14 protein-coding genes are annotated in these 12294 nt (G+C 53.3%); 3 read left to right on the top strand and 11 right to left on the bottom strand.

The annotated features are described in order from the left end of the window. Positions 1-45 precede the first annotated feature (45 nt). Positions 46-663, bottom strand: a complete 618-nt coding sequence (thrH, locus tag AACY09_RS20350) for a bifunctional phosphoserine phosphatase/homoserine phosphotransferase ThrH (protein WP_339490666.1) — start codon at positions 661-663, stop codon at positions 46-48. Positions 664-851: 188 nt separating this feature from the next. Here thrH and AACY09_RS20345 point away from each other — a divergent pair, with 188 nt between their 5' ends. Continuing rightward, the gene (locus AACY09_RS20345; RefSeq protein WP_339490664.1) at positions 852-1586 is read left to right on the top strand and encodes a phosphoadenylyl-sulfate reductase; all 735 of its coding nucleotides are present in this window, start codon (positions 852-854) and stop codon (positions 1584-1586) included. Positions 1587-1645: 59 nt separating this feature from the next. Here AACY09_RS20345 and cysB read toward each other — a convergent pair whose 3' ends face one another. The 5 genes from cysB to AACY09_RS20320 form a co-directional block, all read right to left on the bottom strand. Beyond that, positions 1646-2620 carry an HTH-type transcriptional regulator CysB gene (gene cysB, locus AACY09_RS20340; RefSeq protein WP_339490662.1) on the bottom strand — a complete coding sequence of 325 codons (975 nt, stop codon included), beginning with the start codon at positions 2618-2620 and terminating at the stop codon, positions 1646-1648. A gap of 159 nt (positions 2621-2779) precedes the next feature. Further along, positions 2780-3292: a universal stress protein gene (locus tag AACY09_RS20335; RefSeq protein ID WP_339490660.1), complete on the bottom strand. Its 513-nt coding sequence runs from the start codon at positions 3290-3292 to the stop codon at positions 2780-2782. A 157-nt stretch (positions 3293-3449) separates the two neighbouring features. Next, on the bottom strand, positions 3450-4355 hold the full coding sequence (locus AACY09_RS20330; protein WP_339490659.1) for a 5'-nucleotidase: 906 nt from the start codon (positions 4353-4355) through the stop codon (positions 3450-3452). Positions 4356-4362: 7 nt separating this feature from the next. After that, positions 4363-5319, bottom strand: a complete 957-nt coding sequence (locus tag AACY09_RS20325; protein WP_339490658.1) for a putative 2-dehydropantoate 2-reductase — start codon at positions 5317-5319, stop codon at positions 4363-4365. Further along, positions 5319-5690, bottom strand: a complete 372-nt coding sequence (locus AACY09_RS20320) for a thioredoxin family protein (protein WP_339490656.1) — start codon at positions 5688-5690, stop codon at positions 5319-5321. Before AACY09_RS20320 ends, AACY09_RS20325 begins: the two co-directional genes overlap by 1 nt. 332 nt (positions 5691-6022) lie before the next feature. Between AACY09_RS20320 and AACY09_RS20315 the strand changes: the two genes are divergently transcribed. Continuing rightward, on the top strand, positions 6023-7099 hold the full coding sequence (locus tag AACY09_RS20315) for a 3-deoxy-7-phosphoheptulonate synthase (RefSeq protein WP_339490810.1): 1077 nt from the start codon (positions 6023-6025) through the stop codon (positions 7097-7099). Between the two features lie 75 nt (positions 7100-7174). Here AACY09_RS20315 and AACY09_RS20310 read toward each other — a convergent pair whose 3' ends face one another. The 3 genes from AACY09_RS20310 to AACY09_RS20300 all read right to left on the bottom strand — a co-directional run bounded on the left by AACY09_RS20310 (position 7175) and on the right by AACY09_RS20300 (position 10185). Further along, complete coding sequence (locus AACY09_RS20310) at positions 7175-7453, bottom strand: GNAT family N-acetyltransferase (protein WP_339490655.1); 279 nt, start codon at positions 7451-7453, stop codon at positions 7175-7177. Positions 7454-7474: 21 nt separating this feature from the next. Continuing rightward, on the bottom strand, positions 7475-8737 hold the full coding sequence (locus AACY09_RS20305; protein ID WP_339490654.1) for a hypothetical protein: 1263 nt from the start codon (positions 8735-8737) through the stop codon (positions 7475-7477). A 71-nt stretch (positions 8738-8808) separates the two neighbouring features. Continuing rightward, complete coding sequence (locus AACY09_RS20300; protein ID WP_339490653.1) at positions 8809-10185, bottom strand: GntP family permease; 1377 nt, start codon at positions 10183-10185, stop codon at positions 8809-8811. 318 nt (positions 10186-10503) lie between these two features. Between AACY09_RS20300 and AACY09_RS20295 the strand changes: the two genes are divergently transcribed. Then, complete coding sequence (locus tag AACY09_RS20295) at positions 10504-10755, top strand: Lpp/OprI family alanine-zipper lipoprotein (RefSeq protein ID WP_010483743.1); 252 nt, start codon at positions 10504-10506, stop codon at positions 10753-10755. A gap of 133 nt (positions 10756-10888) precedes the next feature. On the opposite strand, the gene AACY09_RS20290 is transcribed toward AACY09_RS20295, so the two are convergent. Together AACY09_RS20290 and AACY09_RS20285 are read right to left on the bottom strand one after the other, a co-directional pair. Then, positions 10889-11857, bottom strand: coding sequence for a L,D-transpeptidase family protein (locus tag AACY09_RS20290; protein ID WP_339490809.1), 969 nt, complete (start codon positions 11855-11857; stop codon positions 10889-10891). Between the two features lie 148 nt (positions 11858-12005). Further along, positions 12006-12287, bottom strand: coding sequence for a hypothetical protein (locus AACY09_RS20285; RefSeq protein ID WP_339490649.1), 282 nt, complete (start codon positions 12285-12287; stop codon positions 12006-12008). Positions 12288-12294 lie beyond the last annotated feature (7 nt).

The following is a 12294-nucleotide window of genomic DNA, read 5'->3' as shown; positions in this document are numbered from 1 at the left end:
CAAAAGACCCGCATAAAGCGGATCGTTTGCTTGACTGACGCCGGCTTACAAACTCAATTGACGATTTGAGGCCTTGAGAAACTCACGCTTCAACTCGTCAAAGGTATGCACTGCCGGGAACTGCGGAAACTCGCGGATCACATTGTCAGGGGCATGAAACAAGATGCCGGCATGCGCCTCGCTGAGCATGGTGGTGTCATTGTACGAGTCACCCGCCGCAATAATGCGATAGTAGAGACTTTTAAGTGCGATAACCGACTGGCGCTTAGGGTCCTTTTGGCGAAGCTGGTAGCTAACCACGCGGTCATTTTCATCGGTCACAAGCTTGTGGCAAAGCAGCGTTGGAAAGCCCAGTTGGCGCATCAGCGGTTGGGAAAATTCGTAGAAGGTGTCGGACAAAATCACCACCTGAAAGCGCTCGCGCAGCCAGTCGACAAATTCAACGGCGCCATCAAGCGGCTTCAGCGTCGCGATTACTTCCTGAATATCGGCCAGCTTCAGTCCGTGCTCATCCAGAATACGCAGACGTTGCTGCATTAATACGTCGTAGTCAGGGATATCGCGGGTGGTCGCTTTAAGCGACTCGATACCGGTTTTTTCCGCAAAAGCGATCCATATTTCTGGTACCAGTACGCCTTCCAAGTCGAGACAAGCGATTTCCACGGGACACTCCTAGCTGTATTTTTATTGAAGACGGCACTCTAACGGCTGGGTAAACGCTACGCAACGAGCCTCTATATGCACAAAAGCATCAGTTGCAATGGCAGTTGGTTATTTAGCGGCATATCCCCGATTTGATAACATCATGCCCACAAAGCGCTGAGCGCCATGATAATTAGGAATAACCCCTGATGAGTCACCCATTTGATGTAGCTGAAACAGCGGCAATCTACGCCACAAAATCGCCGCAAGAGATCCTTAAACTGGCCTTTGAGCATTTTGGCGACGAGTTGTGGATTTCGTTCAGTGGCGCCGAAGATGTTGTGCTGGTGGATATGGCCTGGAAGATCAATAAAGCGGTTAAAGTCTTTAGCCTCGACACGGGTCGCCTACACCCTGAGACCTACCGCTTTATTGACCAAGTACGTGAACACTACGGCATCAGCATCGACATTCTTTCGCCTGACCCGGCCGCACTGGAGCCGATGGTCAAAGAGAAAGGCCTGTTCAGCTTCTACAGAGATGGCCATTCAGAATGCTGTGGGATTCGTAAAACGGCGCCCCTGCGACGCAAGCTCTCAACGGTTAAAGCTTGGGCCACCGGGCAACGCCGCGATCAAAGCCCAAGTACCCGTAGCGAAGTTGCAGTGCTTGAGGTAGATAGCGCCTTTTCCCTGCCTGACCGCCCGCTCTACAAATTCAACCCGCTGGCGCAAATGTCCAGCGAAGAGGTGTGGAACTATATTCGCGCCCTTGAGCTGCCTTACAACGCCCTGCACGAACGCGGCTTTATCAGCATCGGCTGTGAACCTTGCACCCGCCCTGTTCTTCCCAACCAGCACGAGCGCGAAGGTCGCTGGTGGTGGGAAGAAGCCACGCAAAAAGAGTGTGGCTTGCATGCAGGGAACATCATCAGTAAGGCCTGATAGATAACCCAGAAACAAAAAAACCGGCATTTTTTGCCGGTTTTTTTTAATGAGCCGAATCAATACGTCGGCAATTCAACACCCTCAAACAACTCCTCAAGCTCAGACTTGTTATGGCACTGAACAGCTTTGGCCAAGACTTCCCGGGTCAAGTGCGGGGCAAATTTCTCGATAAAATCGCACATAAACCCCCGAAGGAATGTACCTCGACGGAAACCGATCTTAGTCACGCTTGGCTCAAACAGTTCACTGGCATCGAGCACCACCAGATCAGGGTCAAGCACGGCATCAACCGCCATTTCAGCGACGATACCCACACCCAAGCCAAGCCGCACATAGGTTTTAATCACGTCGGCATCGGCCGCAGTGAACACCACTTTAGGCGTCAGGCCGCGATGGCTGAAGGCTTCATCAAGCTTGGAGCGGCCTGTAAATCCAAATACATAGGTGACGATTGAATGCTCAGCAAGCGCTTCCAACGTAAGCTTAGGCAGTTTGGTCAGCGGATGGCCCTGAGGCACAATCACACAGCGATTCCAGCGGTAGCACGGCATCATCACCAAGTCGTTGAAGAGTTCAAGGCCTTCTGTGGCGATGGCAAAATCAACTGTCCCATCCGCAGCCATTTCGGCAATCTGCAATGGCGTACCTTGATGCATATGCAAAGACACGTCCGGGTATTGCTTGATAAACCCACTGATCACCTTGGGCAATGCATAACGTGCCTGAGTATGGGTGGTGGCAATGGACAACGTGCCCTTCTTTTCATTGGAAAACTCTTGTGCGATCTGCTTGATACTCTCGACCTTGCGCAGAATTTCACCGGCAGTGGTGATGATTCGCTCACCCGCTGGGGTGACCCGTGTCAGGTGTTTACCGCTACGGGCGAAGACTTCAACGCCCAACTCATCCTCCAGTAGACGAATCTGCTTACTGATGCCCGGTTGTGAGGTGTAAAGACTCTGTGCAGTAGCAGACACGTTGAGATCGTGGTGCGCAACTTCCCAGATGTAGCGCAATTGCTGGAGCTTCATAACAATCCCTCAAAGCAGATAAGCGCCGTGCTAATTTTCGGCTGCTTTATATAACCATAAGAACGGTTCAATCGTTCAATTTAGACGATTTTTTAAAAAGTGCAGGTTTAATCGTTACCTCGCCACTGAATCAACCGTTTCAGCCGTTACCCGTGGTGCTCAAAAAATAATTCCTGCATCACCACGGCTGCGGTGCTGCAGCATCGGCACTAAATACACCGGCACTTCGGCTAGCTGAATTATTCGTGCAGCGGTTCGCCCCATTGGGATCTCCAGATCTGTACCGTGGCTGTGACTGCCTATGACTAGCAAATCCACTGCTAGTTTCTGCGCTTGAGCCAATATCACCTGCGGCGGATCGCCCTGGACAACGCGCACAGCACGAATTAGCGCGAGCTCATTGGGGGAATCGGCGACTTCATCCTTGAAACCCTGCAACACGCGCGCTTCAATATCGGCCATCACTGTCTCCAGGCCTTTATGGCGAAGCGTCTTTAAATGCTCCTCATCGAGATAGGTTTTAAGCACTGATTCTGCGAATAAACCCATAGGCTCCACAGCATGAATCACATACAAGCTGGCGTTGAATGCTCGGGTCATCGCTAACGCATGCTGCAGCACATACGGTGCATAGAGCCCAAGGTCGGTGGCATAAAGAATGGTTCGGATCATGCTGGCTCCTTGTACCCGCATGACGGGTCATATATGAGCTTAGCAGTGCCGCTAGCATGTCAATTTAAAAGCGCGCTTAAATAAGATCAGCGGAAAGCCCCGCCGACAGAGGCAGCCGCTCGCTGAGCTCAGCCCTCGCTGTTGAAAGGCAAAACCATCATGGCAGTAACTCGTTGCTGACTCCGTGTGGTACATGGCCGGTCGCGACCACTTCACGGGCTTTTTCACAGTGGCTGGCTTGATCGTCAAAAAATACATCGGCGCCAAAGGTGTCGAGAATTGACGACTTATCCAAGCCCCCCAGAAAAAACGACTCATCCAGACGGATGTTCCACTCGCGCAAGGTGCGGATTACACGTTCATGAGCGGGCGCAGAGCGGGCGGTAACCAAGGCGGTGCGTATTGGGCAGGACTCTTCGGGAAACTCTTGCTGCAGCTTATGCAGGGCAGCCAGAAAGGGTTTGAATGGCCCGCCGCCGAGCAACTGCCGAGCCGATTCCTTCTCATGACTCTGAAACGCCTCCAGGCCAGCGGATTGATACACCCGCTCCGACTCATCCGAGAACAGTACGGCATCTCCGTCAAAGGCAATCCGCAGTTCGGTACTCGACTCGCGCCGGCTGCCGCCTGAAAGGATTGTCGCCGCGCCGAAACCGGAGCGCAGGGCGCTGCGAACGTCGTCGGCGTGGGTCGATAAAAACAAATGGCAGCCAAATGCGGATAGGTACGGATCCGGACTGCGGCCACCGACAAAGGCAGCCCGGGAGATACCCAGTCCATAGTGCTGAATGGAGTTGAACGCGCGCAGCCCCGTATCGGCGCTGTTGCGCGACACCAGGATCACCTCGACCCGCGGTTGGCCCAGGGTAAGATTCAGGGCGAGCAGTTTTTCGACCAAGGCAAAGGCATCACCGGGCATGAGGATCTCATCCTCATGATCAATCTGATACTGGCGATAAGCCGCAACGCCTTCGCCGACATAGATTTTGTGACTCTCACGCAGATCGAACAAGGCACTGGACGAAATCGCCAGAACCAATTTGTCGCCCAGAACCTTGCTCATGTTGACCTCAGCCTTGACTATTGCGTTGATCCAAAAATTGCAGCGCCTGATACACCGCCTCAATCCGCGGCATTGAGCATCCAGCGGCGCTTGCGGCAGCAAGTGGTGCAGCGTAAATAGCGTGCAGCTCAAGCGGCCGTTGGTGGGCGTAATCGTGGTACATGCTCGGCAAATAATCGGGCATACGCTCGGTTGCCTTAAGCATTTTAGCGGCAAAGTCAGGCGCTATCGGGTAGCCACAAGCCGCTGCGCCTGCAACCACTTCACCCATGATGGCAGCGATCAGGGCCCGGCTGTTCGTGTCGCCCATCAGACCGGTAGTGCCCGAATTGAGCAGTACCGACAAACCGTTATACGGCACATTCCATACCAGCTTTTGCCAACGAGCCTGCCCCAACTCAGCACAAGCCATGGAGTCAATGCCTGCCGCATTGAACAGCGCGGCTCCTGCAGCGGTAATTGCAACGCGCTCATCTGCTGCGGCTGGGCCTGAGTGATAGCCAATATTGACCGTGCCCAATGCCTGATGCTCTATGACACCTGCCTGCGCGCGATGCACACAAATCAAACACAAGCCCCCGAGCAAATGTAGGTTATCGGGCAGTAAAGGCCGGAGCTCATCTTCAACCGCCAGACCATTTTGCAGCAGCAGTACCTTGGCCCCGTCAGCGGCCGCTTGAGTAATCGCAGGGACTAACGAAGGATTGCTGGTGGTTTTTGCCCCCACCAGCAACCAGTCACAGCGCGGCATATCAGCGGCGTTGCTATACGCCTGAACAGGGTGAAGGGCCACCGCCCCATGTACAGCGCTATTGAGCTGAAGCCCGTTCGCAGCGACTGCCGGGTACTCGCTGCGCAATAGAAAATGCACATCAAAGCCTGCTCTTGCGAGCATCAGACCGTAAAACCCGCCAATGGCGCCGGTACCAATAATGCCAATACGTGGACGTTGTGTTGCAGACATCAAGGAAGCTCCTCAGAAGGACGCGAAAAAGCTGCATCCAAAGCAAGACATAGATCGTGAGCGTTTAAACCAGAATTCAATTGATCATAAAAACTGCCGTCTTTAACTGCAAACAATGCGGGCAAGTGAAACACCTCATAACGCTGGACCACACCGGGGTTATTCGCCGCATCGATCCAGGCGAGCTGCTCAACCGGTAACCCCATTTCAGGTAACGCATGACGTGCCCAACGACAACTGGCGCACCCGGCGCTGGTAAAAATCACGAGTGTTCTGCCAGACAAATCCAGCAGGCTGCGATCAACATCGAGATCTGTCAGTTCATACTCAATCACAGCCTCGCCGTTTGCAGATGCGTCAACTTGCCCCATTTCAGCCCCGTCCAGCCACCGCCAATCGACTTAGAGTATCTGACTATTGCCATGTTTTACCAAGGCCTTGCCAGCAAGCCTCGCGCACAGCCGAAGAGCGCACGGCGGCGTTGCTAACCGCTGATTTCCCCCGACAAGCCCGCAAATTGCAGATTAATTGGCCTGCGCGACGATTAATCCACCGCACAATCGCTTTCAACCATTGTCGAGCTCGCCTGTTACGCGATAAGGTTCTATTTCCCCGCTGTGCTCATTATTGCTGTGCTCCGCCACACGGGGAACGCTGGCGGCCGGCACCCGTGACCTGACGAATCTGACTGATGAATAGCACGATGGCTGATTTACCGATTGATGACCTTAACGTTGCTTCCAACGAAACCCTCATCACCCCCGAGCAACTCAAGCGTGAAATTCCGCTGACCGACGCTGCCTTACGCACTGTCGCCAATGGCCGTGAAGTCGTACGCAACATTCTTGATGGTAAAGACCATCGTTTGTTTGTCGTCGTTGGCCCTTGCTCGATCCATGACATTAAAGCGGCCCATGAGTATGCCGAGCGCCTGAAAGTGCTGGCAGCTGAAGTCTCTGACACCCTGTATTTAGTGATGCGCGTTTATTTTGAAAAGCCGCGTACCACTGTTGGCTGGAAAGGTCTGATTAACGACCCGTACCTGGATGACTCCTTTAAAATTCAGGATGGCTTGCATATTGGCCGTACCTTGTTGCGTGATCTGGCCGAGATGGGCTTGCCAACCGCGACCGAGGCGCTGGACCCAATTTCACCGCAGTATCTGCAGGATCTGATCAGCTGGTCAGCCATTGGCGCGCGCACCACAGAATCGCAAACACACCGGGAAATGGCTTCCGGCCTGTCTTCAGCGGTGGGCTTTAAAAATGGTACCGATGGCGGTCTGACCGTTGCGATCAACGCCTTGCAGTCAGTTTCAAGCCCCCACCGCTTCCTCGGCATCAACCAGGAAGGTGGCGTTTCCATTGTCACCACCAAAGGTAATGCATACGGCCACGTCGTGCTGCGCGGTGGTAACGGCAAGCCCAACTATGACTCGGTCAGCGTTGCCGTGTGTGAGCAAGCGCTTAGCAAAGCTGGAATCACGCCAAACATCATGGTCGATTGCAGCCACGCCAACTCCAACAAAGACCCTGCCCTGCAGCCGCTGGTGATGGAAAACGTTGCCAATCAAATTCTCGAAGGCAACCAGTCGATCGTCGGCCTGATGGTTGAAAGCCACTTGGGTTGGGGCAGCCAGTCGATCCCTAAAGACCTGTCACAGCTTCAATATGGCGTATCGGTTACCGATGCCTGTATCGACTGGGAAAGCACTGAGAACACCCTGCGCAGCATGCATGCCAAGTTAAAGGATGTACTGCCTAAGCGTCAGCGCGGTTAACTATTTCGCTCAGGCAAAACGCAAAAAAGCCGGGGCAACCCGGCTTTTTTGTGCGTGCTGTTTTAAGCGCGCCTGTCAGTTGCTACTCAAACGCTGCTGGCGTTCCATGTAGCGCTCAACGTATGAGCACGATGGAATCACCGTATAGCCCATTTGATCGGCATACTGCAGTGCATGCTCGGTAAGCTGCGCTGCTATGCCGCGCCCCCGCAGGTTGTTGGGCACAAAGGTGCGGTAGATATCCAATGTCTGCTTGCCCAAGTCCATGTAGGCCAAGTAAGCACGATCACCATCCACTGTGATTTCGAATTGGTGACCTGCCAGGTCATGATGAATGGACAACGCCTCGCTCATTACTACTCCTCAGTGGGGCTTCTACTCAACCCGAACCTTATCAATCTTTCCAAGACGCAGCGACATTTGCGCTGTGCCATTGCCTCCTTGGACGCTCAGGAAAGCTTTTTCGTTCTCGACTCGGGTCAATACACCTTGATAATACATGCCATCATACGTGATGAAACGCATACGTCTGCCAACATAATCAGGCAAAGCGTCGATATTGACAAATCCTGAAGATACTAGATTAGCGTCCGACGATACCACAATGGCCTTGGCGGCTTTGTCGGCAGCAGCTATTTTCAACGCGACCGGGTCAACCCAGGCAAAACCTATATCTTTAACCAACTCCTGGTTCACTATCAGTGTGGGACGCATCATGCTCAGGGCGTCTTGCGCCTCGAAAAATTGCAGGCCATCCCAGACCATGCCTTCTGTCGGCTCAAGCTCGATGCGCAGTGTTTGCGGATCGGCCAGATACCGGGCATAGGCATCAAGCACCGACTGGTTGAGCGCGACCCGCTGATGGCGCAATGACTTATCGATTTTAGCCAGCGCAACCTTGCGATAGGCCTCGGCGGTCAAGCCCATCTTCGCCGCGCAGTAGCTTTGCAATTTACGTTGATATTGATTGTCGCTGAGTTCAAAGCTTAGGCGTTTGATCCGCGGTGGATTGCTGCGCAAATCAGCCGGGTTGTCGGACATGTTCACCAATCCCAGACTGACCTTGGTAGCGCCCATGTCGCGCGTGTCTGAATCTAAGTTAAAGGTCAGCCTTTGCGCAGAGGGCTCAAACAGATACGAAAACTCACCATCGGTTTCAAGGGTTCTATAACCCATATCAAGCAGTTCATTAGAACCAATGTGTTTGACATCACCACAGGCTACTGCACTCAACGCGCTGTATATATCGGCCTGCTTGGGCGGTTGATAAAATGCCTGGGCCAGTGGACCAAACACGTCAACCGATAGCCCCTCGATGTTTACCGCCATTTGCTCTGGAAGCTTGCGCTCGGCCAGGCGCTCCTTAAAACGCAGCAACTCAGAAAGACCATTAAATTTCAGTTCGGCGTGAGCAATCTGCACCTTATCGCCAACGGCCGGTATGCGGATGCTGACATTATCGAGCCCGACCCGGCCGTCGAACGATGAGGTGATCCCGCCATAGCTGATATCAACCACCGGGGCCAATCGATCCTTGGCATCGTTCATGATCGAACGTACTGACAGATACAGCGATAGCTTGATTATTACCGCGACCAGCAATATTGACAGCACGCCCCACTTGATCAGTTTTCCCATAACCATTCCAGCCCTTGGCCATCAATTCAATATCACCGCATATTATCAGGCAAACGGCTTCTATCAGGGACTTAGAGCACAGTTATGACGGCTATGCAGGCCAACACAGCGATCACCGGAACCACGACAGTGACAACAAAAATATCCTTGTAGGCCTGCTTGTGGTTAAGCCCCATTATCATCAGCATGGCGATGACCGCGCCGCAATGCGGCAGCGAATCCAATCCCCCTGCTGCGATATTGGCAATTCGGTGAAGCACCTCAGGTTCAACCCCCATGGCCAGATACTTTGGCGCCAGGGTTTGCATGAAAATCTGCAAGCCGCCAGACGATGAACCGACAATAGCCGAGACTACGCTGACCGAGGCAAACACCGATAGCAGTGGCGGTAAATCGAGGGATAAGACCCACTGCGAGAACTGCACAAAACCTGCCGTATGAGTGACCACGCCGCCAAACCCAATCACTGCTGCAGTGTTCAACAACGGCATGATTGCGTCATCTGCGCCCTGCCCCAATACGCCTAGGGTGTTACGGCGCAAACCGGGAAACAGCAAAATAGCCATCAACGTAGCGATGACCAAGGCCAGACTGGGCCAGAGAATCGGTTGTTGCAGACTAAATTGAACAATGCTCCCAAGCGTTCCGTTTGAGCGTGTACCAAAACCTGCAACCAGCAATAGCCGAGGAAGTATGATCACCCCGAGTACCACCACCATCGGCACCAGCGCCAAAGCCCAATGAGGCCCAGCGCCCGGAGCACCAGCGATTTGCTCCATGCGTATATCCTGCGCATTGGATTCAAAACCTTCACCTTTTATGATCGCCAGGCGCCACTCTCGCTGTACATAGGCCATACCCAGTACGACCATAATCACCGAGGCAAAAACTCCAATCCAGGCACCGGCAAATAGATCGGTTCCCAAGGCATTGGCAGCGATGACGTTGTGAATCGATGGGGTACCCGGCAGCGCCGTCATGGTGAACGTGCCGGCCCCCAAGGCTGTGGCCGCACAAAAGAGTCGTTTTGGCAGGTTCGCTTCCCGCATCAGGCTGACGCCCAATGGGTACATGGTAAAAATCACCACAAACACCACGACCCCGCCATAAGTCAGTAGCGCACAAACCAACATTGCCACCCACAAGGTGCGCTTAACCCCAAGACTACGGGTAATTGCTTGGGCGATGCTGTTAGCCGCCTGACTCGCGGCCATGGCCTTGCCGAAAATGGCGCCACACAAAAACAAGACAAAAAATTTGCCGGCAAAGGTAAACGCACCTAGGGGCCCAAAGGGAAAATACTCAAGCAACGCCTGGGGCACTACTAAGCCATTGGTGATGGCAACTAGTAACGAACTTAAAAGGGTCGCAATAAATATATTCACACCACGTAAGGCCATGAACATCAACCCACCCAATGCAACCAACAAGCCTAGATTACCCAGCATATGCCCTGCCTTTTTTTATTTTAGATGACAGCCCAGTGAACCAAAGTAGCACGACGGTGGTCGGTTAAAGAGTGCCCGTCGACTGCCTTGCAGTTTAATCACGTCGGGTGCTGTTGAGGTCCCACCAGCAGTGGAGTGTATGTTTTTCGTACAATCCGTGTAAGTGCTGAATGCAGGACCGAAATAAACTGAAAAAAACAGGCTAGACTTGCACTCGCTCAGTTTACTTACTACAAGTTATGAGTAGTATGTACGCCGGCTAATCCCCCGTAACAGGGGAATTGGTATTATGGAAAACTCCACATTTAGGGGAACACAATGAACAACGTCCTGAAATTGTCTGCTCTGGCTCTGGCCGCAGTACTGGCTACTGGTTGCAGCAGCATGTCCAAAGAAACCGAAGCACGTCTGACTGCTACCGAAGACGCTGCTGCACGTTCGCAAGCCCGTGCTGATGAAGCCTACCGTAAGGCTGACGAAGCTATGGCTGCTGCTCAGAAAGCTCAGCAAACTGCTGACGAAGCTAATGAGCGCGCTCTGCGTATGCTGGATAAAGCCAGCCGCAAGTAATAGCCTTCAGGCTAAGGAAAGCCGGCCCATTATGGGCCGGCTTTTTTATGGCCGGTTGTTTTATAAGTGTAAACAAAAACCTATAAAAAACCCGCCGGTTTTCACACGACGGGTTGGATGTTAGCGCTACGAATCAGAACGGGTTACTGATCTGATCGTTGGTGCTGAGGGCGGCCCCCTGCTGCTCTTCAGCAATTTCAATTGGCAAGCCGTCCTGCGACGCAACAACTTCACGTACGACCTCCCAGTCCAAGCGGAAGTTGGCAAACTCATCTTGCTTGAGCAGGGTATTGATTACCGCGGTGTGTTTATCAATTACCGACACCTTACCTTCATCATCCAATGGCTCGTGTGCTTCCAAGTAAACTCGACCATTGCTACGACCAAACTTATAGGGTTGGTTGATAATCCGTACCGAGGTCCCCACTGAGGTCATGGCCGCCAGTTCCAGTACATTCTGGTTAAACATCCGGAAGCAGCCGTGGCTGACACGCATGCCGATGCCGAACTTCTTGTTTGAGCCGTGAATCAAGTAACCCGGTACTGAAAGCGCCATTTTATAGGGGCCAAGTGGATTATCCGGGCCTGGGGGCACAACCGATGGCAGCGGGTCACCATCGGCGGCGTGTTCGGCACGAATGGATTGAGGAGGATACCAAGCCGGATTGGGTGTCTTGGCCGTGATCCGGGCGTGAGCCACAGGTGAGCCCCAGCCTTCACGGCCAATCCCCAATGGGTAGGTGTAAACCACATCCTTGCCCTTGGGGAAATAATAGAGGCGGTATTCGGCGAGGTTGATCACGATGCCTTCGCGTGGGCCTGGCGGCAAAATAAACCGAGTCGGCAGAATAATCTCTGCACCCTCGCCCGGTAACCAAGCATCAATGCCCGGGTTGGCCGCAACCATTTCTGAATAGCCCAAGTCATTCGCGGTCGCCAGATCAGCGAATGTATCTTCATACTTGGCCTTGACCACCTGTACCTGGCCAACAATGTCATCGCCCGGCGCCGGTAGTGGAAACTCAAGGGCACTGGCAGATCCCGTCACCAACAATGCGGCAACAGAAAGACAGCGGGAAACCGCAGGTAGGCGCGACAACATCCAGAATTCCTTGGAGAAAATGGCTGATAAGGGTGTATTGCTCATGTAGCGTGGCTCAATTGTACACCCCAGCGCAGAGCACAGGGAGTGCCGTACAGCGAGCGCGGCTATCTGGCTGTGACAACAAAAGAACCCAGGGGTTGCCTACTTAAATGATATGCAACGTAACCCGCTCACCTCGGCGCTGAGCCTCCAGGGTTTGCCTGCACAGCGGGCACAAGCGTTTGTCGCGCAACATCGCTTTTTCAAGAGGTTGCCAACGGGGTTGCGATGGCAAGAATCCACCGCATAAGGTCCGGTCGCCAGAGTTGCCCAGTTCGAGTTGACGTTCAACCAAATGCACACGCACTTCACGACAGGCAAACAAATCCAGCTGCTCGTCTGGTTCGATCAGTTTATAGGCATGCAAAGACCAAGCAATACGCGGCATTTAGGGC

It is taken from the genome of Pseudomonas sp. EL_65y_Pfl2_R95 (assembly GCF_963971045.1).
GTDB lineage: Bacteria > Pseudomonadota > Gammaproteobacteria > Pseudomonadales > Pseudomonadaceae > Aquipseudomonas.
The sequence above is the reverse complement of the archived record's forward strand: the minus strand, read 5'-3'. Positions and strand labels throughout refer to the sequence as shown.

What these genes read in the sequence shown, in the direction of transcription:
- AACY09_RS20345 (WP_339490664.1), top strand. Translation starts at nt 852, where the DNA reads ATGAGTCACCCATTTGATGTAGCTGAAACAGCGGCAATCTACGCCACA.
- AACY09_RS20300 (WP_339490653.1), bottom strand. Translation starts at nt 10,185, where the DNA reads ATGCTGGGTAATCTAGGCTTGTTGGTTGCATTGGGTGGGTTGATGTTC.
- AACY09_RS20320 (WP_339490656.1), bottom strand. Translation starts at nt 5,690, where the DNA reads ATGGGGCAAGTTGACGCATCTGCAAACGGCGAGGCTGTGATTGAGTAT.
- AACY09_RS20325 (WP_339490658.1), bottom strand. Translation starts at nt 5,319, where the DNA reads ATGTCTGCAACACAACGTCCACGTATTGGCATTATTGGTACCGGCGCC.
- AACY09_RS20285 (WP_339490649.1), bottom strand. Translation starts at nt 12,287, where the DNA reads ATGCCGCGTATTGCTTGGTCTTTGCATGCCTATAAACTGATCGAACCA.
- cysB (WP_339490662.1), bottom strand. Translation starts at nt 2,620, where the DNA reads ATGAAGCTCCAGCAATTGCGCTACATCTGGGAAGTTGCGCACCACGAT.
- AACY09_RS20310 (WP_339490655.1), bottom strand. Translation starts at nt 7,453, where the DNA reads ATGAGCGAGGCGTTGTCCATTCATCATGACCTGGCAGGTCACCAATTC.
- AACY09_RS20330 (WP_339490659.1), bottom strand. Translation starts at nt 4,355, where the DNA reads ATGAGCAAGGTTCTGGGCGACAAATTGGTTCTGGCGATTTCGTCCAGT.
- AACY09_RS20335 (WP_339490660.1), bottom strand. Translation starts at nt 3,292, where the DNA reads ATGATCCGAACCATTCTTTATGCCACCGACCTTGGGCTCTATGCACCG.
- AACY09_RS20315 (WP_339490810.1), top strand. Translation starts at nt 6,023, where the DNA reads ATGGCTGATTTACCGATTGATGACCTTAACGTTGCTTCCAACGAAACC.
- AACY09_RS20295 (WP_010483743.1), top strand. Translation starts at nt 10,504, where the DNA reads ATGAACAACGTCCTGAAATTGTCTGCTCTGGCTCTGGCCGCAGTACTG.
- AACY09_RS20305 (WP_339490654.1), bottom strand. Translation starts at nt 8,737, where the DNA reads ATGGGAAAACTGATCAAGTGGGGCGTGCTGTCAATATTGCTGGTCGCG.
- AACY09_RS20290 (WP_339490809.1), bottom strand. Translation starts at nt 11,857, where the DNA reads ATGTTGTCGCGCCTACCTGCGGTTTCCCGCTGTCTTTCTGTTGCCGCA.